Here is a 24,027-nt window from a genome sequence, read left to right as displayed (position 1 = left end):
GCAGGCGGAATACGAGGTCCGGGCGCAGTGGCCCACGCCCCGGGCACGAGCGGTCTGATCGCCCCTGTCCTCATGAGGTCCGGTCCAGCATCTGATAGAGCCACAGAAGCGCGGGCTCGGCGGGCTGATCCGTATGATGGCACAGATACCGCCAGCCGGTGCGTCTGGTGATGTCCTTCAGCCGCGCCTTGCGCATGGCAAGCCGCTCCAGATAGGCCTCCTTCAGCCCCTTGGCTTTCAGGGTTTCAAATCGTATCGCCCCCGACATGCTTTCGAAGACCGTCCGCCCGTCGAAGGGAAACAACTCCTCATGCGGGTCGAGGATCTGCACCAGCGCGCCCTTCACGTCCCGGTCGGCGGCCTGGCCGAGGACGGTTTCGATCGTCCCCGGATCGCCCAGAAAATCCGAGAAGAACACGGCACGGCTTCCCACCGGCAGGATCCGCGGCTTGGGCGCGCCGTAATCCCCGGGTTCGTGGCTGTCCATCAGGGCCGCGGCCATGCGGATCAGTTGCGCTTCGCCTCCCCTCGGCGGGTCCGCCAGATGGGTCAGGCCCACCCGCTCGCCACCCCGGATTGCCAGAATGCCAAGCGCCATCGCCAGGGTTTGCGCCCGGCGCAGTTTCGACGGACGGAAGCTGTGCCCGGTAAACGTCATCGAGGCGGCGTCATCCACGCCGATCATCACCGATTGCGCGGCCTGCCACTCGGTCTGACGCACGAAATGGCTGTCGGCGCGGGCGGACCGCCGCCAGTCTATGCTGCGATAGGCGTCGCCGGCTTCGGCCGGGCGGTATTGCCAGAATTCATCGCCCGCACCCGCGCGTTTGCGCCCATGCTCCCCCAGCAGGATCGTCGCGGCCAGATGCTGCGCATCCGCCAGAAGCGGCGGCAGGCTCTTGGCGACGGATTCCGAGCGGGAGCGAAGCGTGGCCGGTGTATGGAGCGCGGTATCGCTCAAGCCGCGGCCTCGACGTGTGTCACCCGCGCGGTGACCTCGCCGATCACCTGATCGAGCTCGGCCCCTTCGGCGCGCGCCGCAAAGCTGAGCGCCATGCGATGGCCCAGAACCGGTTTGGCCAGCGCCGCCACATCCTCCGCCGATGGCGCGAGGCGGCCATCAAGCAGCGCGCGGGCGCGGACCGTCAGCATCAGCGCCTGCGCCGCGCGCGGCCCGGGGCCCCAGGCCACGGTGTCCCGCACGATCTGCGGCGCACCGGCATCCTCCGGACGGCAGGCGCGGACCAGATCTAGGATCAGTTCCACCACCGCCTCGCCCACCGGCATCTGGCGCACGACCTGCTGCGCGGCCATCAGCGCCTCGGCGGTAAAGACCTGGGTAGCTCGCGCCTCCGCAGTACCCGTGGTTGCCAGAAGGATGCCACGTTCGGTCTCGCGATCAGGATAATCCACGTCGATCTTCACCAGAAACCGGTCAAGCTGCGCTTCGGGGAGCGGATAGGTCCCCTCCTGTTCGATCGGGTTCTGCGTCGCCAGCACGTGAAACGGGCGCGGCAAGGTGTGGTGGACACCGGCGATGGTCACCTCCATCTCCTGCATCGCCTGTAACAGGGCCGATTGGGTCCGGGGGCTGGCGCGGTTGATCTCGTCGGCCATCAGAAGCTGGCAGAAAACCGGTCCTTCGATGAACCGGAAGGACCGCGCCCCGTCGGCGGCGGTTTCCAGAACCTCCGAGCCCAGAATATCGGCAGGCATCAGATCCGGCGTAAACTGTATGCGGTTCGCGGAGAGCCCCATGACCGTCGACAACGTGTCGACCAGAAGCGTCTTGCCCAGGCCCGGCAACCCCATCAAAAGCGCATGTCCGCCCGACAGCATGGCCGCCAGCGACAGATCCACGACCGCCTGTTGCCCGATGATCTTTGTGGCGATGCTGGTCTTTGCCTCCGCCAGTTGAGCCCCCAGGCGTTCGATCTCGGCCACAAGGTTTTCGGGATCAGACATGGCAATACTCCGCAAGGTGAATATGTAGGCTAAGTAAATCGAACAATTGCCCCGACCACAAATGGCAAAAGGCATGTCTGGACAAAACATTGTGACCCCCGATGCGGAAAGCCTGTTGGCCTCCGCCAAAGCTGCCCAAAAAGACGGCAAACTCCCGCCGGTACATCTGTGGGATCCGCCCTTTTGCGGCGATCTGGATATGGAAATCCGCCGCGACGGCACGTGGTTCTACAACGGCACCCCGATCGGGCGCGCCCCGCTTGTGCGACTCTTTTCCTCGATCCTGAAGCTGGAAGACGGCAAGTATTTCCTTGTCACACCGGTGGAAAAGGTCGGCATCCGCGTCGAAGACGCACCCTTCGTCGCCGTCGATTTCGAAGTGGCCGGCACGGGCGCGGCGCAGGTTGTCACCTTCTCCACCCATGTCGGCGACACCGTGATCGCGGGGCCCGAAAACCCGATCCGCGTCGTCCGCGACGACACCGGGGAGCCGTCGCCCTACATTATGGTTCGCGCCGGCATGGAGGCGCTGATCGACCGCAAGAGCTTCTACCGTCTCGTCGATCTGGGCGAAGCCCACCGGGAGGACGGAACCGACTGGTTCGGCGTCTGGTCGGGAGGCAGCTTCTTCCGGATCATTCCGGTGGCCGAACTGGAGCTTTAGGAAGGGTCTGCCCTACCGGGCCGGAAATCTGGCTTCCAGCTTTTCCAGCAGCAGCTTTGCCGACTGCATGTCGGTGATCGTGCTGTCGGGATCCGTCAGGCGCACGCGTGAGGCAAACCCGTACATCGCCGCGCCGCCTACCAGAATATGGGCCGTCGGGCGCGCGATCCGCAATGCGACGATCAACCGGGCCAGCGGCTCCATTGTCTTGGCGCCGCTGCAGGACAGGCCGATGACCGGGCTGCGATCCTCTGCAAGCCTTTCGACCAGAACATCGTGATTGTGACCCAGCAGAAGCTGGACGTTCCAGCCCCGTTCGCGGAAAAGATCGGCCGCCATGGTCACGCCGAGCGTGTGCGCCTCGCCGGGCACGGGCGCGAAAATGGCCGCGCGGGCCCGGTCCTCGGGGTGTTGGGCGGTATGGGTCCGGAAGGTGCGCATGATGGCATAGATGCGCCCGGTTCCGATGGTAACGTCAGTGAACGGCGTCCGGTCCTCGGACCACCATTCGCCAAGCAGCCGCGCAGCCGGCGCCAGATGATCAAGGTAGACCGCCTCCAGTGGAATGTCCCGATCGAAAAGATCGAAGACCATTCTTGTGGCCTCGGCATCGTCGTCACCGATCAGGGCCTCGGCCAGACGTTCGATCATTTCCGGGTTCGCGCCGGAGGATGCGCCGGGATCGGCCTGCGGCAGGGGGCCGTTGCGATTTCCCAGACGGGTGATGATCTCTCGCGCCAGAAGCTCCACCGTAGGCTGAGGCAAACGGCGGGCGACCCGTGCCAATTTGGTGTGCTGGCGCGCCAGTAGGGCCGGATTGGGCCCAGAATTGGGGGCGTTCGGATCAGTCGTCACATCAGCGTCCCGAGCTGGTCTGTCTTGATCACGCTTGGCCGGATTGCCGTTCTGGCTCTCATTATGCTGACACGTAGCGCGGACCACTTGTCAGGCAAGGTTGACACACATCTCTGCTCGAAAAAACTTTCGGATGCGCAAGCCGCTCCTGACACCACGCTGTCAGGAGCCCTGTGCCATCATGCCGGAATATGCCGACTATATGGAGTCAAAAAATGCCCGTGCATCCGCAAAACACAATCTGCTGGTTCGAGATCCCTGTCAGCGACCTCGACCGCTCCGTCGCATTCTACAATGCCGTGCTCGATACCAGCCTGAAGATTGACACAAACGGTCCCAATCCGATGGCCGTCTTTCCCTGCGAGGACCCCGCCACCGGCATCTCGGGCCATCTTTATCCCGGCACACCGTCCGAGACAGGATCGACCGTGCATCTGGTGGCTTCTGACAGCCTGGACGCGACCCGAAAGCGCGTCGAAGCGGCGGGCGGGAAGGCAGAAAGCCCGGATATCGAGATCCCGGCGGGCACGTTTTTCTATGCCCGCGATCCGGATGGAAACTCGATCGGCTTCTTTCAGTTCGCCGGCTGACGGAAACGCGCTGGTCCCCGCACCGGGGGCCGCGCTAGCCTGTTTCACATGCGCCGTACCGACCGCCTGTTTCAGATCGTCCAGCTTTTGCGCTCCGGCAAGCTGTTGACCGCCCGCCATCTGGCCGAGGCGCTGGAAGTCTCCGAGCGCACGATTTATCGCGATATCGGCCATTTGGTTGGATCCGGTCTGCCGATCGACGGCGAGGCGGGACTGGGTTACCTGATGCGGGCGGGATATGACCTGCCGCCGCTGATGTTCACCACCGAAGAGATTGTGGCGCTGACCGCCGGCGCGCGCATGATCCAGGCCTGGGGCGGTACGGCTATGGTCAAGGGTGCCGAACAGGCGCTCGACAAAATCACCAGCGTTCTGCCCGAGCCGGCACGCAGACGGGCCGAAGCCGTCGCGATCCACGCCATGCCGCGCGCGAACATGACCGAAGCGCTGCGCCGGACCATCGATCAGCTCGAGGCCGCAGTCACCAGCCGCGAACGTATCACGATTGCCTATACGGACGAGGCAGGGCAGCAGACGACACGCACCGTCCGGCCCGTCGGCCTGTGGTACTGGGGCCCGGTATGGACCCTTGTCGGCTGGTGCGAACTGCGCCGGGATTTCCGGATGTTCCGGCTGGACCGGATCGGATCCGCCGAGAGCGCCGGGGCCTTTCTGCCCGAACCCGGCCAAAGCCTGCAGGACTTCTACGCCCAGCAACTGGCGCAGCGCGGCTGCGACCCGGATCAGACGGGAGCCCGGTGATCCCGCAGCCGCCGCACCCCGACCGGCTTCAACATCAACATCCCGCAAGTATCTTTGAACCGACCGCAAGCCTCACGCGACCAACGGATGAACGGGGCGCGTTCGGCCTGCGTCCTGCGTGATAGCGGGCCGTCCCGTTCGGTTTTGAGCAACAAGACCTTTCAAGCAGAACCGCTTTTCAGCCACGGCCCCGCTTCGGCGGGGCCGTTTTTTGCCTGCCGCGGTAATCCATGATGGCTTTCCCGGAAACGCCGCCCGGATGGCGAGCGGCTCCATATGGTTATCCATCTCCCGAAGCCGGCGCCTGTGTCTGGGTCGTGGTCGGGTCGGAGCATCTCATTTGAAACGCTGACGAAACCCGGATTGCCCGGAAAATCCTCTGCGCCCGTAGGCCATCAAAAGTCATATTTTGGCCCTATTGGCTAAATAATTCTCGATTAAAAGAACTATCGAAAAGCGGAAAATCGCAGATATTCGAGGGCATGATGCAGAAAATTCAAGAAATCATCGCGGCGATCCTGGATCAGATGGTCAACGTCCTGATGTACCCGCTTGATCCGAACAACCGCATATATGCCCTCTATATCGTCTCATCTATCGTCTTCGCCTGGTTTGTCTATCGGGCGATCAAAAGCCGTGGTGCGGACAACACCGATCAGGATACGGATGCTGCGAAGGGCAATTTCCTGCAGTTCCTGTTTCCAAAGCGGGTCTGGAGCCATCCCTCAGCCTGGCTCGACCTGCGCTACATGATGTTCCACCGGGTGGCATCCTATTTCCTGCTTCTGGGTGTCGGCACATGGGCTCTGGCCGCCGGGTTCCGCCTCGGTTCGAACGGGGTGGCCTTCTCGGATATTGTCGCATCCGCCAGCAGCGCACCCGCAGCCGGGCTGGTCTTCTCCGTCATCTACATGATCGTCGTGATGATGGTGATCGATTTCATCGCCTGGGCTATTCATTATGTCCAGCACAAGGTTCCGCTGTTGTGGCAATTCCACAAAGTTCATCACAGCGCTGAGGTCATGCACCCGATCTCGAACTTCCGGGAGCATCCCATCGACAATCTCGGCTATGGGCTGATTATCGGGCTCGGCTACGGGCTTGTTCAGGGTCTGTCGGTTCGGCTTCTGGGGTATGCGCCCAATATTCCGTCCCTTCTCGGCGTGCCGCTGCTGATGTTTCTCTTCAACTTCACGGCCTATAATCTGCGCCATTCCCATATCTGGCTCCGGTGGCCCGGTCGCTGGTCGATGATCTTCCCGTCGCCCGCTCATCACCATGTGCATCACAGCTGCCATCCGGAACATCTGGACAAGAATTTCGCCTTCATGTTCCCGATCTGGGATGTGATCTTCCGTACCTACCACATGCCCGAAGACAACCGGAACGTGAAGTTCGGAATCGTCGAGGACTCCAGCGATCTGAACTCCTGTCTGCGGCTGTATTGGGTGCCGTTCCGCGATGCCTACCGCCTGTTCCGCAAACCCGGCAAAGGCGAGATGACGCATGAAGAGAGCGCTGACGCCAAGGCAGAGAGACCCGGCATCCCGGCCGAGTAATGCGCAACAGGCCGTCGCCTGGGTCGCGCGGCGGCCGATGACCGGCGCGGCCTGAAGACCGCAACGGCCAGGGCCACCCGAAATTGACGGCATCCCTGCCTCTCGCCCGGCGATCACATGCCCGGGCGGGCCCAAGACCGGATGTTATGCGTGGATCGGCCCATCTCCGCAGGCGAGCGCCGCCTCGCGCACCGCCTCGGAATAGGTCGGGTGGGCGTGACAGGTCATCGCCAGATCCTGCGCCGATGCACCGAACTCCATCGCGACGCATATCTCATGGATCAGATCGCCGGCCATAGGGCCGATGATGTGGGCGCCAAGTATCCGGTCCGTCTCCTTGTCGGCGAGAATTTTCACGAACCCTTCAGCCGCGAAATTCGCCTTGGCGCGGCCATTGCCCATGAACGCGAACTTGCCGATCTTGTACGGCCGGCCCGCTTCTTTCAGGGTCTCTTCCGTCTCACCGACATTTGCGACTTCCGGATGGGTGTAGATCACGCCCGGAATGACGCCGTAATTCACATGGCCGTGTCGGCCCGCGACAACCTCGGCCACCGCCATCCCTTCATCCTCGGCCTTGTGGGCCAGCATCGGGCCGGCAATCGCATCGCCGATCGCATAAATGCCCTTCACATTGGTCGCCCAGTGATCGTCGGTCTTGATCTGGCCGCGATCCGTCATCTCGACGCCAAGATCGGCAAGACCCAGCCCATCGGTATAGGGTTTGCGCCCCGTCGCGACCAGCACCACATCGGCATCCATCGTGGCTTCGCTGTCATCCTTGCGGAGCTTGTAGGTGACCTTGGCCTTGGTCTTGGTTGCGTCGACCTTCTGAACAGCCGCGCCGAGGGTGAACTCAAGACCTTGCTTCTTCAGCAGTCGCTGGAACTGTTTGGAGATCTCCGCATCCATTCCCGGGGTGATATGGTCGAGGAACTCTATCACCTGCACCTCGGCCCCGAGGCGTGCATAGACCGACCCCAGTTCCAGTCCGATCACGCCGGCGCCGATCACCACCATCTTCCTGGGAATCTTCGTCAGGCTCAGCGCGCCTTCTGAGGTCACAACCACCTTCTCGTCGATCTCTATCCCGGGCAGCGCGGAAGGCTCGGACCCGGTGGCGATGACGATATGCTTGGCTTCGTGTATCTCGTCACCGACCTTCACCTTGCCCGCCTCCGGGATGGATCCCCAGCCTTTCAGCCAGTCTATCTTGTTCTTCTTGAACAGAAATTCAACGCCCCGGGTGTTCTGGGCGATCACGTCATCCTTGTAGGCCTGCATCTGCTTCCAGTCGACCGATGGCGATTTTCCCTTCAAGCCCATTTTGGCGAAGTTATGCTCCGCCTCATGCAGTTGATGAGACGCATGGAGCAGCGCCTTGGACGGGATACAGCCGATGTTCAGGCAGGTGCCCCCAAGTGTCTCCCGCCCTTCGACACAGGCGGTTTTGAGCCCCAGCTGCGCGCAGCGGATGGCGCAGACATAGCCGCCGGGGCCGGAGCCGATGATGATGACGTCATAGCTGGACATGGGGTCTCCTAGTCGTTTCGGGCAGGATAGAACCGGTATATATCCCGTATATATCCGGTATATCCACGCGATGTCTGTTTACGGTCATGACCCGGCTCCCAGAAGGGCGGCGAGGGTCATGGTGATTGTGGCGGCGAAGCCCAGGAACCAGATCGCACTCCGCCAGGGCGACCAGCCGAAGGCATAAGCCGGGACATAGAGGATGCGGGCGCCCAGATAGGTCCAGGCGCAGGCGGCCGTGAGGGCTGAACTGGAGTCCGACAGTTCCACCACCACCACCGCGATAGTAAAGAGGATCAACCCCTCGAAATGATTGTTCAGCGCCCGGTAGAGACGCGCGGTGCGAGTCGAGAGCTGGTCCTCCAGAGACCCGCCCAGCCGGTCGCGGTCCCGTGGCGACGCGGTCTTGGCGGGTCCAAGCTCCCGATTGGCGGGGATCGCCATCAGGCAGAACTGAACGGCTTGCAGAAGGAGCGCCAGAGCGAGGGCGGTGAGTTCGGGGGTCATCCTACCGGTACACCCGCGAAACGAGCGGAGTCATGGCCGTGGCTTTTTCGAACATTTCAATCCTCCTTCTCGCGATACATTTGCCGTTGATGAGTGCCGGCATCTTCGGGCTGCCGAACGGTCATGGCCGCAAGCTGTGCCTGGCCGGTCCGCTTCCTCAAACGCCAGGTCGGTATCCTGACCGTCTTCCGAAAGCTGGACCGCCCGAAATCTCAAACGCCCGCGGGGCAGGTCACGCGGCCCGATCCATCACAAATCCATCAACAATCGACGCGGATCCTCCAGCGCTTCTTTCACCCGCACAAGGAAGGTCACGGCCCCTTTGCCGTCCACAATCCTGTGATCATAGCTGAGTGCCAGATACATCATCGGGCGGATCACAACCTCACCGTTGATGGCCATCGGCCGATCCTGGATCTTGTGCATGCCGAGGATACCGGACTGCGGCGGGTTCAGAATGGGCGAGGACATCAGCGAGCCATAGACACCGCCATTGGAGAGCGTGAAGGTGCCGCCCTGCATTTCCGCCATGCTGAGCTTGCCGTCCCGCGCTCGGCGGCCCTTCTCGGCGATCGCCTTCTCGATCTCGGCGAAGGACATCGAATCCGCGTCCCGGATGACGGGCACCACGAGACCCGTGGGGGTGCCCGCCGCCACGCCCATGTGCACGAAGTTCTTGTAGACGATATCCGTTCCGTCGATCTCCGCATTCACTTCGGGGACTTCTTTCAGGGCATGGCAGCATGCCTTGGTGAAGAAGGACATGAAGCCCAGACGAACGCCGTGCTTCTTCTCGAACTGGTCCTTGTACTGGTTGCGCAGGGCCATGACCTCGGTCATGTCCACCTCGTTATAGGTGGTCAGCATGGCGGCCGTGTTCTGGCTGTCCTTCAGGCGCTTGGCGATGGTCTGACGCAGACGGGTCATCTTCACCCGTTCCTCGCGCGCGGCATCATCGGCGGGCACCGGGGCGCGGGGAGCCGCCGGTGCGGATGCGGTGGGAGCAGACGCCGACGTGGCGGCCGCAACCGCTTTCTGCACGTCCTCCTTCATGATCCGTCCATCCCGGCCGGATCCCTTGACCTGATCGGGGCTCAAGCCCTTTTCGGCCATCATCTTCTTGGCCGAAGGCGCATCTTCCACATCGCCGCTGCCCTTGCCTGCATCCGCCGCGTCCGGCGCCTTGGGTGCAGCGGTCTCTGCGCCGCCTTCCGCCGGTGGCCTGGCACTGCCCGCGGCGGCTCCGGCACCCGCGCCGGCACTCATCACCGCCAGCTTGCCGCCGGCCTCGACCGTCTGACCTTCGGCGGCCAGAATCTCGGTGAGGGTTCCCGATGCAGGCGCGGGCACCTCCACGGACACCTTGTCAGTCTCCAGTTCGCACAGCATCTCATCCTGGGTGACACTATCGCCAACCGCTTTGAACCAGGTCGACACGGTCGCCTCGGTCACGCTTTCACCAAGCGTCGGCACCATGACATCCACGCTTTCGCCTTTGCCGCCACTCTCCTTGGCGTCAGCCGTGGCCGCGGGCGCGGCCTTGTCCTTGGCGGGCGCCTCCGATCCGGCATCGCCTTCGCTGAGCGTTGCGAGCAGGGCATCGACCCCCACCGTCTCGCCTTCCGCCGCAACGATCTCGGCCAGGGTTCCGGCGGCAGGCGACGGCACTTCGACCGTGACCTTGTCGGTTTCCAGTTCACAAAGCATTTCATCGACCGCAACGGCTTCCCCCGGCTTCTTGAACCAGGTCGCCACGGTGGCTTCTGTCACGCTTTCGCCCAGGGTGGGTACGCGCACTTCAACGGACATCGCTTATTTCCCTTCGATCGTCAGCGCATCATTCACGAGCGCGGCTTGTTGTGCTTTGTGTTGGCTCGCCAATCCTGTCGCCGGCGACGCGGAGGCCTGCCGCCCGACATAGACCGGCCGTTTGTGCTTGGCTTTCAGGCGCGTCAGGATCCATTCAATGTTCGGTTCGACGAAACTCCATCCACCCTGGTTCTTGGGTTCTTCCTGGCACCAGTACATCTCGGCCCCCTTGAAGCGTTCAAGCTCCTTCATCAGCGCAAGGGCCGGGAACGGGTAGAACTGCTCCAGCCGCAGCAGATAGATATCGTCGATGCCGCGCGCATCGCGCTCTTCCAGCAGATCGTAATACACCTTGCCCGAACAGAGCACGACCCGTTTGATCTTGTCATCGGGTTGCAACTCGGTCTCGGAATGGCCTTTCTGCGCATCATCCCACAGCACCCGGTGAAAGCTGGATCCGGTGGTGAAATCCTCGGTCTCGCTGACCGCCAGCTTGTGGCGGAGCAGGGATTTCGGCGTCATCAGGACCAGCGGCTTGCGGAAACTGCGATGGATCTGCCGGCGCAGGATGTGAAAGTAGTTCGCAGGCGTGGTGCAGTTGGCGACGATCCAGTTGTCTTCCGCACACATTTGCAGGAAACGCTCCAGCCGGGCCGAGGAATGCTCCGGCCCCTGCCCTTCGAACCCATGCGGCAGCAGCATCACCAGCCCCGACATCCGCAGCCATTTGCGTTCGCCCGACGAGATGAACTGGTCGAACATGATCTGCGCGCCATTGGCGAAATCGCCGAACTGCGCCTCCCACATCACCAGCGCATTGGGTTCCGCCAGAGAATAGCCGTACTCGAAACCCAGGACCGCGTATTCCGACAACATCGAGTCGATCACTTCATACCGCGCCTGCCCTTCACGGACGTGGTTGAGAGGGTAGTAGCGTTCTTCGGTTTCCTGATCGATCAGCCCGGAATGGCGCTGGCTGAACGTGCCGCGCGTCGAATCCTGACCGGCCAGACGCACCGGATAGCCCTCGGTCAGCAGCGAGCCGAAGGCCAGCGCCTCCGCCGTCGCCCAGTCGAACCCGGTTCCGCTGTCGAACATCTGCTTCTTGCTTTCGAGCAGACGGCTCACCGTCTTGTGCAGCTTGAACCCATTGGGTGCACGCGCGAGGGCGGCACCCACCTGTTCAAAGGTTTCAGGGTTGATCGCCGTCTCGCCGCGCTGGTACTCCTCCCCCTCGCGATCCAGATGGGACCAGCGGCCATCGAGCCAATCGGCCTTGTTGGGTTTGTAATCCTTGCCGGCCTCGAATTCTTCGTTCAGATGGGCCTGGAACGCGGCCTTCATATCCTCGATTTCGCCTTCGGGGATCAGACCGTCCTTCACGAGACGTTCGGTATAGAGCTGAAGTGTAGTCTTCTGCTTCTTGATCTTCTTGTACATGATCGGGTTGGTGAACATGGGTTCATCACCCTCGTTATGGCCGAACCGCCGATAGCAGAAGATGTCGATCACGACGTCCTTGTGGAACATCTGTCTGAACTCGGTGGCCACCTTGGCGGCATGCACCACGGCTTCCGGATCGTCGCCATTCACGTGGAAAATCGGGGCCTCCACCATCAGCGCGATATCGGTGGGGTACGGGCTGGACCGGCTGAAATGCGGCGCGGTCGTGAAGCCGATCTGGTTGTTCACCACGATATGCATCGTGCCGCCGGTGCGATGCCCGCGCAGGCCGGACAGGCCGAAGCATTCGGCCACCACACCCTGCCCCGCAAAGGCCGCGTCACCATGGAGCAGGATCGGCAGCACGCTGGTGCGTTCCGGATCGTTGTTCTGGTCCTGTTTCGCGCGGGCCTTGCCCAGAACGACCGGGTTCACCGCTTCCAGATGAGACGGGTTGGCCGTCAGGGACAGGTGGACGGAGTTCCCGTCGAATTCCCGGTCGCTCGACGCGCCCAGATGGTACTTCACGTCGCCCGAGCCATCGACGTCTTCCGGCTTGAAGGAGCCGCCCTGAAACTCGTTGAAAATCGCCCGGTAGGGCTTGGCCATGACATTGGCCAGCACACTCAGCCGCCCCCGGTGGGGCATGCCGACGATAATGTCTTTCACACCCAGGGCGCCGCCGCGCTTGATGATCTGCTCCATCGCGGGGATCAGGCTTTCGCCGCCATCCAGACCGAACCGCTTGGTGCCCATGTATTTGACATGGAGGAACTTCTCGAAGCCCTCGGCCTCGACCATCTTGTTCAGGATCGCCCGGCGCCCTTCGCGGGTGAAGGCCACCTCCTTGCCGAAGCCTTCGATCCGTTCTTTCAGCCATGCGGCTTCGGTCGGGTTCGAGATATGCATGTATTGCAGCGCGAAGGTGCCGCAATAAGTCCGCTTCACGATCTCGACGATCTGGCGCATCGAGGCCATTTGCAGGCCGAGCACGTTGTCGATGAAGATGGGCCGATCCATATCGGACTCGGTGAAGCCGTAGGATTTCGGGTCCAGTTCCGGGTGCGGGGTCTGGTCGCGCATGCCGAGCGGGTCGAGATCGGCAACCAGATGGCCCCGGATACGGTAGGCGCGTATCAGCATCAGCGCCCGGATCGAGTCGAGCACCGCGCGCTGCACCTGATCGTCGCTCAGCGAAACGCCCTTTTCCCGCGCCTTGCCCCTGATCTTGTCGCCAGCACCTTTCATCTCCTCGGCCGCCGCCGGCCACTCCCCGGTCAGCGCATGGGTCATTTCATCGGCGGGTTCGGGCGGCCAGTCGCTCCGCGCCCAGGACGGGCCGGAGGCTTCGGCTTTCACCTCCATCTCCGCATCGCCAAGCGCCCGGAAGAACTCCTGCCAGGCCGCATCGACCGCGTTCGGGTCATTGGCATATCGGGCGTAAAGCTGTTCGAGATACTCGGCATTGTGGCCTTGCATGAAGCTCGACGCATGGAACTGGTCGTTCGGGGATTGGTCGGTCATTACATGGTCCTCCCGGGGCAAGGTCTATTGGCAGGCAAAGTCAGCACGTTGGTTTCGAGGCCCGGCGCCGCTGATCTGAAGAGCCGAGCTCTGGCGACCCAAATGGCCGCATATCTCTGCCGCAAGGGCTTGAATACCGCCGATGGCTATTCGTTGAGAGTTGAAACGAATTCTGTAGCCGCCCCGCAGGTTATCGATATCGAATACGCCAGCGGGTTGATTGATGAACACGCCTCGATCCGAATTTGTGCGCAAGTAATAGATGTCCTGCTGAACCTCGGCGATCTGGCCGATGAAGGCCTTGGCGGGAGTTGCAAGGCTTGACACGGCGAGGACGACAGCCAAAGCCAGGGCCGCCGCGGACCAATGACCGGTCTTATGACGCCCCCGACGCTTGAGCGTCTGCGGTGCGCCGTCTATGCGTTGCCCGGCGAGCATCACCCAATCGCCTTCAGCACGGCCTCGCCCAGACCCGCGGGGCTTTCGGCCACCACGATGCCTGCGCTTTGCATCGCTTCGATCTTGTCTTCCGCGCCGCCTTTGCCACCGGCGACAATCGCGCCCGCATGGCCCATGCGGCGGCCCGGAGGAGCGGTGCGGCCGGCAATGAAGCCCGCCGTGGGCTTCCAGCGGCCCTTCTTCTTTTCATCGGCCAGGAACTGTGCCGCTTCTTCCTCTGCGCTGCCGCCGATCTCGCCAATCATGATGATGCTCTCCGTCTCGTCATCGGCCAGAAACCATTCAAGCACATCAATATGTTCGGTTCCCTTAATGGGATCACCGCCGATGCCGACACAGGTCGACTGTCCCAGACCCACATCGGAGGTCTGTTTCACGGCCTCATAGGTCAGCGTGCCCGAACGGGAGACCACACCGCAGGACCCGCGTTTGTGGATATGGCCCGGCATGATGCCGATCTTGCAGGCATCCGGCGTGATCACGCCCGGGCAGTTCGGCCCGATCAGGATCGACTTGGACCCCTCCAGTGCGCGCTTGACCTTCATCATGTCGAGCACCGGAATGCCCTCGGTGATGCAGCAGATCAGTTCCATTTCCGCGTCGATTGCCTCGAGTATCGAATCCGCGGCGAAGGGTGGTGGCACATAGATGACGCTCGCATTCGCCCCGGTCACCGATTTCGCTTCGTGAACCGAGTTGAAAACCGGCAGATCGAGATGCGTCATGCCACCTTTGCCCGGCGTCACGCCGCCCACCATCTTCGTGCCGTAGGCAATGGCTTGTTCGGAATGGAACGTGCCCTGGCTTCCGGTGAAACCCTGACAGATCACCTTGGTATTTTCATCTACGAGTACGGCCATATGCCTGTTCCTTCTCGATTAAGTCGCTGAGCCATAAAGGGCTGAGTAATAGGTTTCATTTCGATCAAACGGGCTTTGACGCGCGCCGCCCAACACGGCCGGCACCGAAGACAGCGCCGCCGCGATCTCTGCCTGGGAGGAGCGGCTGACAAACACCAGCGAACACGGGCCATCGGCCCGGATCGACAGGTTGTAGCGCTGATGGAAAAGCGTGCCCGTTCGGCTGTTGCGGACAAACCCGTTGGCCGCGGCCGTGCTGTTCCGATCTGCAGATGAACACACGGTCTGCATCAGGGACGCGGCCATGCCGGGCGTGGCCAGCGCGTTTCCGGGCTCCGCATCCGGCGTTGAGACGAGCCCCTGCATCGTCGGGGCCGTGGGGGTGGCCGGGGCCGTGGACACGCAGGCCGCGAGCCCCCCGCACAAGGCGACGATAAAGAGCCGGCGCAACCCCGTCGCCAGATACGTACGGTGATCGAAACCGATCATGCTTGGCCAGCCTTTCGTCATTGATCCCCGCCTTGAAGTCCACCTGCAGGCGGCAGGCGTTCCAGATAAACGAACGCCGCAGGCCCGCCGGGGCGTGGGCCTGTGTTCACGTAACGCATGGCAGGAAGATCGCGGCCGTGGCTGAACTCCATGACACCGGTTGCGGTGACAGCGGGCCGGGCAGGATCGGCAGCCGGGTGCGTCTGCGTCGCAACGGCCCTGCCTGCACCGACCCCGATGAGAAGCACGATGCCCAAGCCATGAATGATCTGCCACAAGGAAAGGGATTTCATTGCCCCGTCGCCCTAGCCCTTCACCGCCGCCACGATCTTTTCGGCTCCGTCCTTCAGGTCATCCGCCGCGATCACGTTCAGGCCGGAATTGCGGATGATCTCCTTACCCTTTTCAACATTCGTGCCTTCCAGGCGCACCACAAGCGGCACTTCGAGACCCACCTCCTGCACGGCGGCGATCACGCCTTCGGCAATGATGTCGCAGCGCATGATGCCACCGAAGATGTTGACCAGAATGCCTTTGACCTGCGGGTCGGAGGTGATGATCTTGAAGGCCTCGGTCACCTTCTCCTTGGTGGCGCCGCCGCCCACGTCGAGGAAGTTGGCGGGCTCCGAGCCGTAGAGCTTGATGATGTCCATCGTCGCCATGGCAAGGCCGGCGCCGTTGACCATGCAGCCGATTTCCCCGTCAAGCGCGATGTAGTTCAGATCGTATTTCGAGGCGGCGAGTTCCTTTGGATCCTCTTCCGTCTCATCGCGCAGCGCCGCGATATCGGCGTGGCGGTAAACGGCATTGCCGTCGAAGCCGACCTTGGCATCCAGCACTTTCAGATCGCCGCTATCGGTCACGATCAGCGGGTTGATCTCCAGCATTTCCATGTCCTTCTCGGTGAAGGCCTGGTAAAGAAGCCCCATCAGGCGGACGCATTGCTTGACCTGCTGGCCTTCGAGACCGAGGGCAAAGGCAACCCGGCGGCCATGAAACCCCTGATACCCCGTCGCCGGGTCGACGCTGAAAGACAGGATCTTCTCGGGCGTCGCCGCCGCGACCTCCTCGATATCCATACCACCCTCGGTGGAGCAGACGAACGAGATACGGCTGGTCTGGCGATCCACCAGAAGGGCCAGATACATCTCCGTCTGGATGCCCGAGCCATCCTCGATATAGATCCGGTTGACCTGCTTTCCCGCGGGGCCCGTCTGATGGGTCACCAGAGTGCGGCCCAGCATCCGCTTTGCCTCGTCCGCGGCCTCTTCGACCGATTTGGCAAGGCGCACACCGCCTTTTTCACCGGCATCCGCTTCCTTGAAGCTGCCCTTGCCACGCCCGCCTGCGTGGATCTGCGCCTTCACGACCCAAAGCGGGCCGTCCAGCGCGCCCGCGGCGGTTTTTGCCTCTTCAGCCCTCATCACCACCCGGCCATCGCTGACCGGCGCGCCATAATCGCGAAGCAACGCCTTCGCCTGGTATTCATGAATATTCACGAAACTGTCCCATGATTGGTGTTATCTGCTTGGGACTAAGCACAAGAATTGCTCACAATAAAACGTCAATCTGACGCAGTATGGGGATTTTTGCCTAAAAAGCGACATTTGTGATCACAGCCAGAAAAAGTGTGATCACAAAATCAGGCGCGGGGCCCGGATCCGAACTCGGAAAGCGATTGCGAAAGGCCCGAACTTTCAAGGAGCGTGCGCTCCCGCTCCTGTAAAACAGCGTCAAAAGCCCCGACCGTCAGATCAAGGGCAAGGTCGCTGCGCCCGGTTGCCGGATCAAACGCGCGGCAATCGAGAAGGCCGAGCGCCTGAAGATCGCCCACCTGGCGCGGCGTGAGATATCTCAGCCTGTCGTGAAACGCCCTCAGCGCCGGCGCATGTCCAGCGCAGGCCGCCGCGTCCGCAATCTGGCTCCGCCGATGGCGGGTCACGATCCGGTCGAGAATTTCGGGGTCATAGCCTGCATACCGCAAGAGCTTCAAAATCCAGTGGAGTGGCGTCAGACCGTCGAAATGCAGGATCCGGGCAGTTGTGGAGCGATGCAGCCGCGCCCGGTCGCGTTCTCCGTCGCGGTCAAGAAACGCGGTATGGATCGACAGGGAAAACCCCTGGCCCACGGGCACCGCAACCTTGCCGGCGGCGTGGCCCAACAGCCCAAGCCGCCGATAGCCGCGATCCGCGCCGAACACCCGCTGCGCGACGGCGCGATTTTCGCCCCCGGCGTCACCTGGGGCCGTCAACGCGGGCATGAAGCCGCCTTCGAAAAGGGTTTCCGGGGCAGATCCGGGAAGATAAATGCGTTCCCAAACCGGCAGTTGCAGCGCCATGGCGGTTCCGTTCAGGGCGGCCATCTCTCCGGAAACCGGGCGATCCTGAAGCAGGAACTCGTCCGCATCCAGATGGATAAGCCAATCGCATCCGGTCCGCGACAGTGCATGGTTTGCATTCAGCGACTGCCGCCGCACCTGCGACGCGGGTCTTGCGCGCCGCTTGGCCTGTTTTCTCCAGTGATCCAGAGTGCATCTGACAACGCGGCAGCCCGGCATCGGTTTCAGCAGGTAGAAGGTCGGATCGTGCGGGTCGTCCAGATAGACGTGAACTTCCGATGCGCCGCTCGCCAGATGCCAGGCGACATTGGCCTGAACCAGCACCGGCGGCTCCCGGACCGTCATCACGACACCCCAATTCACATCGCCCATTATCCGCCCAAATCCAAATTCCGTATCCCGCGCACCTGTCTACCGTCTATCTGTCTGCCGAGGACCTGTCGCCATCAGGAAAAAGAAAATGGCGGCCGGGCGGGCCGCCATTCCAACTTGCACACGCGCGGCCGTTCACGCCAGGCTGTCGTCGATCCCCTTGCAGGCGTCGACAAGGCCTTTCACGGCAGCCACGGAGTTATCGAACATGGCCTGCTCATCCTTGGAAAGCTTCACATCGACGATCCGTTCGATACCCCCCGCGCCGATCACGGTCGGCACGCCCACATACATGCCCTTCAGTCCGAACTGGCCATCGCAATAGGCGGCACAGGGCAGAACCCGCTTCTGATCCTTCAAATAGGCTTCCGCCATTTCGATGGCCGATGTCGCGGGCGCATAGAAAGCGCTGCCGGTCTTCAGCAGGCCCACAATCTCGGCGCCGCCATCGCGCGTGCGCTGCACAATCGCCTCCAGCTTCTCCTGCGTGGTCCAACCCATCGCCACCAAGTCGGGCAAGGGAATACCCGCCACGGTGGAATAGCGCGTCAGCGGCACCATCGTGTCACCATGCCCGCCCAGAACGAAAGCGGTCACATCCTTCATCGAGACCTCGAACTCTTCGGCCAGGAAATGGCGGAACCGTGCGCTGTCCAGCACCCCGGCCATCCCGCAGACCTTTTCATGCGGCAGGCCCGAAAACTCGCGCAGGGCCCAGACCATCGCATCGAGCGGGTTGGTGATGCAGATCACGAATGCATTCGGCGCGTGATCACGGATACCCTCGCCAACGGATTTCATGACTTTCAGGTTGATCCCCAGAAGGTCGTCCCGGCTCATCCCCGGTTTGCGCGGCACGCCGGCGGTGACGATGCACACATCCGCGCCCGCGATATCCGCGTAGTCATTCGTGCCTTTCAGCTTGGCGTCGAACTTTTCCGACGGGCCGGATTCGGCGATATCCAGCGCCTTTCCCTGTGGAATGCCCTCGGCGATGTCGAACAGGATGACATCCCCCAGTTCTTTCAGCGCTGCAAGATGGGCAAGGGTGCCCCCGATCTGTCCCGCGCCGATAAGCGCAATCTTGGGTCTGGCCATGAGAGTGATCTCCAGGTACCTCGTTGATATTGGCGACGGGCCTATCCGCCCGCCCCGTTCGGCGCAAGCCTGCGCGCGCGCGGCGGAAAGCCCCATTCGGCAGCGCAGCACAGCCAAGATGCTTGAAACATGAGAAAAATCGGTCGCGCCGCATGGATTTCCGGCACGAAAAGCGCCGTGCGGATTCCGCCAAACTGGCCGCCGGGACCGACGAATTCCTGTTCCCCGGCCCGCTTTCCACACGCGATTCTGACTGCGGGCAGTCTCGGAAAACGCCGCGGGGCACACCTCTGTTCAGAGCGGTTCCCCGGGCGCGGGCTGCACCAATGTCTCATAGGACGCGCCGGAGGCCATCAGGCAGGTCATCCCGTCCGCGCTTGTCACCGTGATTGTCCATGTCCCCGTCTCGTCAGAGGCATAGACCTCGACGATACGGTTGCCCGGACCCATGCCGATGGACCGCGCGGTTTCGCCGTACCGGCTGCTCAATGTCCCGATGATCGCATCGCGCTGACCGCAGATCAGCTGTCCATTCGATTGCGCACCGGCGGGAAACGTCAGAGAGGCGAGCGTCAGCACGGCCCCCATAATCCTGTTCATTCCGGTCATGGTCCTGCCTTTCTTCTGCGGAGGGGGCCCGGAGAAAAGCAGTCCGCAAGAGGTTGAGCGCGCGACCGCCTGGCTCCCCCCTTTTGCTGTCTGGTCATTCGCCCGAAGGGTCGGGCTCCAGAGATCCTGTATCGGAAAAGATGACAAAAATTCCGTTAACTCCCGGGAAAAGCGGCAGATGAGCCGGAATTGAACCGGCTTCCGGCGCAACATAATTTCGCCACTCTGCGGCATAACCGAACTTGCGTTCGCGCTGCAGGCATGATTCTTGCCAGTCCGACACGGATCGAAAGGCTTCCCATGGATCATCGCGCGCGCCCCTACCGCTCGGTTCTTTACATCCCCGGCTCCAAGCCGCGCGCGATGGACAAGGCCCGTTCCCTGCCGGTCGATGCCATCATCTTCGACCTTGAAGACGCGGTCGCCATCGACGAGAAAGCCACCGCTCGGGCCTTGCTGGCCGAGACGCTGGCCGCGGGAGGATATGATCCGCGGGCGCAGATCGTTCGGATCAACGGATTCGATACCGATTGGGGCGCGCAGGATCTCGACACGATCGCCACGATCTCACCGCAGGCGATCCTGCTTCCCAAAGTCAATTCCGCCGCCGATATCGAGGCTCTCGCCACCCGACTCGACGCCCGGGCGGAAACGGCGCAGACCACGATCTGGGCGATGATGGAAACGCCGCTCGGCATCATGAACGCCGCCCAGATCGCCGCCGCGCCGCGCATGGCGGGCTTCGTGATGGGCACCAACGATCTGGCCAAGGATCTGGGCACCCGGCAGCACGCTGACCGCGAACCGCTTCTGACCGCGCTTCAGCTTTGCCTGCTGGCCGCCCGCGCCCATGGCCTTGTATGCGTTGACGGGGTCTACAACGCCTTCAAGGACGAAGACGGGCTGGGCCGCGAATGCAGGCAAGGCCGCGATATGGGATTCGACGGCAAAACCCTGATCCACCCCGCGCAGGTGGCCACCGCGAATGCGGCTTTCGCCCCGTCGGCCAAGGAAATCGACCTCGCGAGCCGCCAGATCGAAGCCTTCGATGCGGCCACGGCCGCGGGGCAGGGCGTGGCCGTCTTGGATGGCCGTATCGTGGAGAACTTGCATGTGGAGAGCGCTAGGGCCACCTTGGCCAAGGCGGCGGCCATCAGCAAGTTGGAGCAAGCATAATGGGTTACATCCTCCTCATCCTCGGCCTCGCGCTGTTCATGGGATCACACTGGTTCAAACGGCTGATGCCAGCCCGGCGCGCGGCCATGGGCGATCCCGGCAAAGGTCTGGTCGCGCTTGGCATCCTTGCCGGTATCGTCCTGATGGTGATCGGGTACCGCAGCGCCGCGTATGTGAATGTCTGGTTCCCCCCGTTCTTCCTGATCCATGTGGCGAACCTGTTGATGGTCATCGCATTCTGGCTCTTCGCACTGAGCGTCATCCAGGGGACGATCTCGGCCCGCATTCGCCACAAGCAACTGACGGCGACCAAGACCTGGGCCATCTCGCATTTGCTGGTGAACGGCGATCTCGCCTCGATCCTGTTGTTCGGCGGTCTGCTGGGTTGGGCCGTGGGCACCGTGATCATGATCAACAAGGCCGAACCCACATGGGAACGCCCGGCCAACGCATCGCTCAAAAACGACGGCCTCGCCTTTGTCGCGGGGCTGGCGGCCTTTGTCGTGGTGGCATTCATCCACACCTGGCTTGGCTACTATCCGTTCCCGGCCTGATGCAGATCTATCGCTTCCTCACCGAAGACGACACATCGGCCTTCTGCCACAAGGTGAGCGAAGCCTTGAGCAAAGGCTGGGTTCTGCATGGCCCGCCGACATATGCCTTCGATGCAGCCCGCGGCGTCATGCGCTGCGGGCAGGCCGTAACCAAGGAGGTCGACGGCACCTACACCTCCGCTCTGAAACTCGGAGATCTCTGAATGCCCAAAACCGGTTCCGGCAATTTCTTCGAGGATTACAGACTTGGCCAAGTCATAGATCATGCCACGCCGCGCACGCTTCAAGGAGCCGAAAGGGCGCTTTATCACGCCCTTTATCCCGCGCGGCATGCGCTTCATTCATCCGACGAGTTTGCCCGCGCCTCGGGTCTTCATGCCAGCCCGCTGGACGATCTGATCACGTTTCACACGGTCTTTGGCAAAAGCGTGCCCGACATCTCCCTGAACGCGATTGCGAATCTGGGATATGCGGAGGGGCGGTTTCACGTGCCGGTCTGGCCTGGCGATACGCTGCGCGGCAGATCGGAGATCATCGGCCTGAAACAGAACTCAAACGGCAAATCCGGCGTCGTCTACGTTCGGACCGAGGGCGTGAACCAGCACGGAACGGTCGTTCTGGACTATATCCGTTGGGTGATGGTGCGCAAACGCGACGCCGACGCGCCGGCGCCCGAAACCCATGTGCCGGAACCAAGCCCGGTTGTCCCGCCTGACACGTTGTTCATCCCCGAAGGGCTGGATTTCTCCCATTATGATTTCGATCTCGCAGGAGAGCCGCATCGCTGGTCGGACTATCAGGTAGGCGAAGTGATTGATCATGTGGACGGCGTCACGCTCAGCGAGGCCGAACACATGATGGCCACGCGGCTCTGGCAGAACACGGCCAAGGTGCATTTCGATGCGACTGCGCGGGAAGATGGCAAGCGCCTGATCTATGGCGGCCATATCATCAGCCTTGCCCGCGCGCTCAGCTTCAACGGCCTTGCCAACGCCCAGATCATCGCCGGCATCAACGCGGGAGCCCATGCAAACCCGGCCTTCGCGGGCGATACGGTCCGGGCATGGTCCGAAGTTCTGGACAAGGCCGAAACCGCAGCGCCCGGCGTCGGCGCGCTTCGCCTGCGACTGGTCGCGACGAAGGGTGGCGCCGCAGGCACCTTGAAAGGAGAGGATGGCAGGTATCCGCCAGACATCCTGCTGGATCTGGATTACTGGGCCCTGGTCCCGGAATAGGAACCGGGACGCTCAGTGGAGCGTGTACCCCATCCCCTTCTGCGTCACCGGGTCAAGCGCCGACACATGGGTCAGGCCCGATTCATCGGCGATATACTCCTGCAGCGGGAGCGACTTGTCGAAATCGCCCGAAAGCAAGCTGACCGGAATAGGCAGGTAGGTCTGGTCATGCGCCAGCCCCTTCTGTTCGCAGAAGGCATAGATATGGTGCAAGATGACCTTGGGGGAATGGTGCAGGCGGCTGTAATCCCAGCCGATACGATTGCGCTGATATCCTTCCGCCTGCGACCGTGTGCAGACAGCCCTCGCAATCTCGAAGATACGCGCGTCGGCATAACGCTTCTTTTCGGTCGGCACGATGATGTATTCCCAGGCCTCAAGCCGGACCAAGGCGGCGGCGGCGGTGGCCATGTCACATTCGGGCTGCTGAACGATCCAAAGCGCCGAGTCCAGTCCGAGCCCGGTGGTCAGATCCAGGCCGACGACGATCTCGTGCCATAGATTCGGATCCGGGCATTCCACCATCCAGGCCAGCAACTGGGCCCGGTCCCTGTCGACTGTAAAAGCCAGTTTATGTCGCACCATCTATTCCTCACAACCTGTCACACTAAATCATCGACGTGGCTAGGGACCCAATAAGGCAGTTCTGAGGCAAAAACGAGAGCGGCGTTGGACACTTTTGGGAGATATTTTTTGTGATCACAGTCCGCAATACTGTGATCACAACAAGGGGCGCTGCGGCGTTAGGACCCAGAATTGGGCGCATTTTCAACGTCGCGCCACGTGACAGCGGCAAAAAACCCGCTATGCATTGTCGTGACGAAAACAGTCCAAGCTCAACCTGAAAGGGTGTCCGCCATGGCAGACGTGAACCGGGGCAACAGGCCTCTGTCCCCGCACCTGACGATTTATCGGCCGCAACTCAATTCGATCACCTCGATTCTGGTGCGGATCAGCGGCAACGCTTTGCTGGTGGGGGCGCTGCTCATCGTGTGGTGGCTTCTGGCCGCGGCGACCGGCGAAAGCTACTTCACCACAGTCGACGGTCTGATCACCTCAATCCTGGGCGATCTGGTGATGCTCGGATCGGTCTGGGCGCTCTGGTATCATGCGCTTGGCGGTCTTCGCCACCTGATCTGGGATCAAGGCTACGGTCTTGAGGTGGACACTGCCGACAAGATGGGCTGGGGCATGATCATCGGGTCGGTCGCGTTCACCTTTCTCACCATCATCGCAATCTAGGGGGCAACGGACATGGCATTTCTGACCGACCGCAAGCGCGTCGAGGGGCTCGGCTCCGCCAGAAGCGGCACCCAGCATTTCTATTCGATGACGGTCACCTCGATCGCCCTTCTGATCCTGACGCCGATCTTCCTGTTCTCGGTCGGCCCGTTGCTTGGCGAACCTCATGCGGAGGTCATTGCGGGGCTCTCGCGCCCGTTCACCGCCATCGTCACCGCCTTGATGCTGATCGTGGGCTTTCATCATTTCCGACTGGGCGTCACCACGCTGATCGAGGATTATCTGCATGGTCCGGCAGGCAGGTTGGCCATCATCGCCATGACCCTCATCAGCTATGGCCTTGCCGCAACGGGCCTTTTCGCCATCGCAAAAATCGCGCTCTGA

27 protein-coding genes are annotated in these 24,027 nt (G+C 62.1%); 10 read left to right on the top strand and 17 right to left on the bottom strand.

The genetic code is table 11. The features are described from left to right. Positions 1–70: 70 nt before the first annotated feature. Positions 71–961, bottom strand: coding sequence for a DUF58 domain-containing protein (locus D9R08_RS03320; protein WP_121896548.1), 891 nt, complete (start codon positions 959–961; stop codon positions 71–73). Continuing rightward, positions 958–1,965: an AAA family ATPase gene (locus tag D9R08_RS03315; RefSeq protein ID WP_121896547.1), complete on the bottom strand. Its 1,008-nt coding sequence runs from the start codon at positions 1,963–1,965 to the stop codon at positions 958–960. Before D9R08_RS03315 ends, D9R08_RS03320 begins: the two co-directional genes overlap by 4 nt. A 73-nt stretch (positions 1,966–2,038) precedes the next feature. Between D9R08_RS03315 and D9R08_RS03310 the strand changes: the two genes are divergently transcribed. Beyond that, positions 2,039–2,629, top strand: coding sequence for a DUF1285 domain-containing protein (locus tag D9R08_RS03310; protein ID WP_121896828.1), 591 nt, complete (start codon positions 2,039–2,041; stop codon positions 2,627–2,629). Between the two features lie 12 nt (positions 2,630–2,641). Here D9R08_RS03310 and D9R08_RS03305 read toward each other — a convergent pair whose 3' ends face one another. Continuing rightward, entirely contained in the window at positions 2,642–3,484 is an 843-nt protein-coding gene (locus D9R08_RS03305; RefSeq protein ID WP_147450608.1) for a cobalamin B12-binding domain-containing protein, read from the bottom strand. 215 nt (positions 3,485–3,699) lie between these two features. Between D9R08_RS03305 and D9R08_RS03300 the strand changes: the two genes are divergently transcribed. The 3 genes from D9R08_RS03300 (at position 3,700) to D9R08_RS03290 (ending at position 6,395) form a co-directional block, all read left to right on the top strand. Beyond that, positions 3,700–4,074: a VOC family protein gene (locus tag D9R08_RS03300; protein ID WP_121896545.1), complete on the top strand. Its 375-nt coding sequence runs from the start codon at positions 3,700–3,702 to the stop codon at positions 4,072–4,074. A 48-nt stretch (positions 4,075–4,122) separates the two neighbouring features. Beyond that, a complete protein-coding gene (locus D9R08_RS03295; protein ID WP_121896544.1) occupies positions 4,123–4,836 on the top strand; it encodes a helix-turn-helix transcriptional regulator in 714 nt (237 codons plus the stop codon). A gap of 485 nt (positions 4,837–5,321) precedes the next feature. Continuing rightward, entirely contained in the window at positions 5,322–6,395 is a 1,074-nt protein-coding gene (locus D9R08_RS03290) for a sterol desaturase family protein (protein ID WP_158598917.1), read from the top strand. Between the two features lie 144 nt (positions 6,396–6,539). Here D9R08_RS03290 and lpdA read toward each other — a convergent pair whose 3' ends face one another. The 13 genes from lpdA to D9R08_RS18855 form a co-directional block, all read right to left on the bottom strand. Then, positions 6,540–7,928: a dihydrolipoyl dehydrogenase gene (lpdA, locus tag D9R08_RS03285; protein ID WP_121896542.1), complete on the bottom strand. Its 1,389-nt coding sequence runs from the start codon at positions 7,926–7,928 to the stop codon at positions 6,540–6,542. Between the two features lie 84 nt (positions 7,929–8,012). After that, a complete protein-coding gene (locus tag D9R08_RS03280; RefSeq protein ID WP_121896541.1) occupies positions 8,013–8,435 on the bottom strand; it encodes an MAPEG family protein in 423 nt (140 codons plus the stop codon). A gap of 249 nt (positions 8,436–8,684) precedes the next feature. Next, complete coding sequence (odhB, locus tag D9R08_RS03275; RefSeq protein WP_121896540.1) at positions 8,685–10,244, bottom strand: 2-oxoglutarate dehydrogenase complex dihydrolipoyllysine-residue succinyltransferase; 1,560 nt, start codon at positions 10,242–10,244, stop codon at positions 8,685–8,687. Between the two features lie 3 nt (positions 10,245–10,247). Next, positions 10,248–13,211, bottom strand: a complete 2,964-nt coding sequence (locus tag D9R08_RS03270; protein ID WP_121896539.1) for a 2-oxoglutarate dehydrogenase E1 component — start codon at positions 13,209–13,211, stop codon at positions 10,248–10,250. Between the two features lie 24 nt (positions 13,212–13,235). Beyond that, positions 13,236–13,649, bottom strand: a complete 414-nt coding sequence (locus D9R08_RS03265; RefSeq protein WP_121896538.1) for a hypothetical protein — start codon at positions 13,647–13,649, stop codon at positions 13,236–13,238. Beyond that, the gene (gene sucD / locus D9R08_RS03260) at positions 13,649–14,530 is read right to left on the bottom strand and encodes a succinate--CoA ligase subunit alpha (protein WP_121896537.1); all 882 of its coding nucleotides are present in this window, start codon (positions 14,528–14,530) and stop codon (positions 13,649–13,651) included. The genes D9R08_RS03265 and sucD overlap by 1 nt, the downstream gene beginning before the upstream one ends. Positions 14,531–14,548: 18 nt before the next feature. Continuing rightward, positions 14,549–15,040 (bottom strand): hypothetical protein, encoded by a 492-nt coding sequence (locus tag D9R08_RS03255; protein WP_121896536.1) that lies wholly within the window; start codon positions 15,038–15,040, stop codon positions 14,549–14,551. Next, positions 15,037–15,312 (bottom strand): hypothetical protein, encoded by a 276-nt coding sequence (locus D9R08_RS19045; RefSeq protein WP_121896535.1) that lies wholly within the window; start codon positions 15,310–15,312, stop codon positions 15,037–15,039. The genes D9R08_RS03255 and D9R08_RS19045 overlap by 4 nt, the downstream gene beginning before the upstream one ends. A gap of 12 nt (positions 15,313–15,324) precedes the next feature. Next, the gene (sucC, locus tag D9R08_RS03245; protein ID WP_121896534.1) at positions 15,325–16,518 is read right to left on the bottom strand and encodes an ADP-forming succinate--CoA ligase subunit beta; all 1,194 of its coding nucleotides are present in this window, start codon (positions 16,516–16,518) and stop codon (positions 15,325–15,327) included. Between the two features lie 143 nt (positions 16,519–16,661). After that, positions 16,662–17,729, bottom strand: a complete 1,068-nt coding sequence (locus D9R08_RS03240) for a glycosyltransferase family 2 protein (protein ID WP_121896533.1) — start codon at positions 17,727–17,729, stop codon at positions 16,662–16,664. Positions 17,730–17,864: 135 nt separating this feature from the next. Beyond that, positions 17,865–18,827, bottom strand: a complete 963-nt coding sequence (mdh, locus tag D9R08_RS03235; protein WP_121896532.1) for a malate dehydrogenase — start codon at positions 18,825–18,827, stop codon at positions 17,865–17,867. Positions 18,828–19,121: 294 nt separating this feature from the next. Beyond that, the gene (locus D9R08_RS03230) at positions 19,122–19,436 is read right to left on the bottom strand and encodes a hypothetical protein (protein WP_325048855.1); all 315 of its coding nucleotides are present in this window, start codon (positions 19,434–19,436) and stop codon (positions 19,122–19,124) included. A 94-nt stretch (positions 19,437–19,530) separates the two neighbouring features. Next, complete coding sequence (locus D9R08_RS18855) at positions 19,531–19,719, bottom strand: hypothetical protein (RefSeq protein ID WP_147450607.1); 189 nt, start codon at positions 19,717–19,719, stop codon at positions 19,531–19,533. A 17-nt stretch (positions 19,720–19,736) separates the two neighbouring features. Between D9R08_RS18855 and D9R08_RS03225 the strand changes: the two genes are divergently transcribed. The 4 genes from D9R08_RS03225 to D9R08_RS03210 are packed head-to-tail and all read left to right on the top strand — an operon-like array spanning position 19,737 to position 22,401. Further along, the gene (locus D9R08_RS03225) at positions 19,737–20,612 is read left to right on the top strand and encodes an HpcH/HpaI aldolase/citrate lyase family protein (protein ID WP_121896826.1); all 876 of its coding nucleotides are present in this window, start codon (positions 19,737–19,739) and stop codon (positions 20,610–20,612) included. Continuing rightward, positions 20,612–21,166: an NnrU family protein gene (locus D9R08_RS03220; RefSeq protein ID WP_121896531.1), complete on the top strand. Its 555-nt coding sequence runs from the start codon at positions 20,612–20,614 to the stop codon at positions 21,164–21,166. Before D9R08_RS03225 ends, D9R08_RS03220 begins: the two co-directional genes overlap by 1 nt. Next, entirely contained in the window at positions 21,166–21,369 is a 204-nt protein-coding gene (locus D9R08_RS03215; RefSeq protein WP_121896530.1) for a DUF1737 domain-containing protein, read from the top strand. Before D9R08_RS03220 ends, D9R08_RS03215 begins: the two co-directional genes overlap by 1 nt. Beyond that, positions 21,370–22,401 carry a MaoC family dehydratase gene (locus tag D9R08_RS03210; protein ID WP_121896529.1) on the top strand — a complete coding sequence of 344 codons (1,032 nt, stop codon included), beginning with the start codon at positions 21,370–21,372 and terminating at the stop codon, positions 22,399–22,401. 12 nt (positions 22,402–22,413) lie between these two features. Here the strand turns inward: D9R08_RS03210 and D9R08_RS03205 are convergent, their stop codons facing one another. After that, positions 22,414–22,983 (bottom strand): hypothetical protein, encoded by a 570-nt coding sequence (locus D9R08_RS03205; protein ID WP_147450606.1) that lies wholly within the window; start codon positions 22,981–22,983, stop codon positions 22,414–22,416. A gap of 276 nt (positions 22,984–23,259) precedes the next feature. Between D9R08_RS03205 and sdhC the strand changes: the two genes are divergently transcribed. Further along, positions 23,260–23,643 carry a succinate dehydrogenase, cytochrome b556 subunit gene (gene sdhC, locus D9R08_RS03200; protein ID WP_121896527.1) on the top strand — a complete coding sequence of 128 codons (384 nt, stop codon included), beginning with the start codon at positions 23,260–23,262 and terminating at the stop codon, positions 23,641–23,643. Between the two features lie 12 nt (positions 23,644–23,655). Then, entirely contained in the window at positions 23,656–24,027 is a 372-nt protein-coding gene (gene sdhD / locus D9R08_RS03195) for a succinate dehydrogenase, hydrophobic membrane anchor protein (RefSeq protein ID WP_121896526.1), read from the top strand.

The organism is Rhodophyticola porphyridii (assembly GCF_003688285.1).
Taxonomy (GTDB): Bacteria; Pseudomonadota; Alphaproteobacteria; order Rhodobacterales; family Rhodobacteraceae; genus Rhodophyticola; species Rhodophyticola porphyridii.
This window is presented reverse-complemented; position numbering and strand designations above follow the sequence as displayed.

What these genes read in the sequence shown, in the direction of transcription:
- D9R08_RS03315 (WP_121896547.1), bottom strand. Translation starts at nt 1,965, where the DNA reads ATGTCTGATCCCGAAAACCTTGTGGCCGAGATCGAACGCCTGGGGGCT.
- D9R08_RS03310 (WP_121896828.1), top strand. Translation starts at nt 2,039, where the DNA reads ATGTCTGGACAAAACATTGTGACCCCCGATGCGGAAAGCCTGTTGGCC.
- D9R08_RS03300 (WP_121896545.1), top strand. Translation starts at nt 3,700, where the DNA reads ATGCCCGTGCATCCGCAAAACACAATCTGCTGGTTCGAGATCCCTGTC.
- D9R08_RS03295 (WP_121896544.1), top strand. Translation starts at nt 4,123, where the DNA reads ATGCGCCGTACCGACCGCCTGTTTCAGATCGTCCAGCTTTTGCGCTCC.
- D9R08_RS03290 (WP_158598917.1), top strand. Translation starts at nt 5,322, where the DNA reads ATGCAGAAAATTCAAGAAATCATCGCGGCGATCCTGGATCAGATGGTC.
- lpdA (WP_121896542.1), bottom strand. Translation starts at nt 7,928, where the DNA reads ATGTCCAGCTATGACGTCATCATCATCGGCTCCGGCCCCGGCGGCTAT.
- D9R08_RS03280 (WP_121896541.1), bottom strand. Translation starts at nt 8,435, where the DNA reads ATGACCCCCGAACTCACCGCCCTCGCTCTGGCGCTCCTTCTGCAAGCC.
- odhB (WP_121896540.1), bottom strand. Translation starts at nt 10,244, where the DNA reads ATGTCCGTTGAAGTGCGCGTACCCACCCTGGGCGAAAGCGTGACAGAA.
- D9R08_RS03270 (WP_121896539.1), bottom strand. Translation starts at nt 13,211, where the DNA reads ATGACCGACCAATCCCCGAACGACCAGTTCCATGCGTCGAGCTTCATG.
- D9R08_RS03265 (WP_121896538.1), bottom strand. Translation starts at nt 13,649, where the DNA reads ATGCTCGCCGGGCAACGCATAGACGGCGCACCGCAGACGCTCAAGCGT.
- sucD (WP_121896537.1), bottom strand. Translation starts at nt 14,530, where the DNA reads ATGGCCGTACTCGTAGATGAAAATACCAAGGTGATCTGTCAGGGTTTC.
- D9R08_RS03255 (WP_121896536.1), bottom strand. Translation starts at nt 15,040, where the DNA reads ATGACGAAAGGCTGGCCAAGCATGATCGGTTTCGATCACCGTACGTAT.
- D9R08_RS19045 (WP_121896535.1), bottom strand. Translation starts at nt 15,312, where the DNA reads ATGAAATCCCTTTCCTTGTGGCAGATCATTCATGGCTTGGGCATCGTG.
- D9R08_RS03240 (WP_121896533.1), bottom strand. Translation starts at nt 17,729, where the DNA reads ATGGGCGATGTGAATTGGGGTGTCGTGATGACGGTCCGGGAGCCGCCG.
- mdh (WP_121896532.1), bottom strand. Translation starts at nt 18,827, where the DNA reads ATGGCCAGACCCAAGATTGCGCTTATCGGCGCGGGACAGATCGGGGGC.
- D9R08_RS03230 (WP_325048855.1), bottom strand. Translation starts at nt 19,436, where the DNA reads ATGACCGGAATGAACAGGATTATGGGGGCCGTGCTGACGCTCGCCTCT.
- D9R08_RS03225 (WP_121896826.1), top strand. Translation starts at nt 19,737, where the DNA reads ATGGATCATCGCGCGCGCCCCTACCGCTCGGTTCTTTACATCCCCGGC.
- D9R08_RS03220 (WP_121896531.1), top strand. Translation starts at nt 20,612, where the DNA reads ATGGGTTACATCCTCCTCATCCTCGGCCTCGCGCTGTTCATGGGATCA.
- D9R08_RS03215 (WP_121896530.1), top strand. Translation starts at nt 21,166, where the DNA reads ATGCAGATCTATCGCTTCCTCACCGAAGACGACACATCGGCCTTCTGC.
- D9R08_RS03210 (WP_121896529.1), top strand. Translation starts at nt 21,370, where the DNA reads ATGCCCAAAACCGGTTCCGGCAATTTCTTCGAGGATTACAGACTTGGC.
- sdhC (WP_121896527.1), top strand. Translation starts at nt 23,260, where the DNA reads ATGGCAGACGTGAACCGGGGCAACAGGCCTCTGTCCCCGCACCTGACG.
- sdhD (WP_121896526.1), top strand. Translation starts at nt 23,656, where the DNA reads ATGGCATTTCTGACCGACCGCAAGCGCGTCGAGGGGCTCGGCTCCGCC.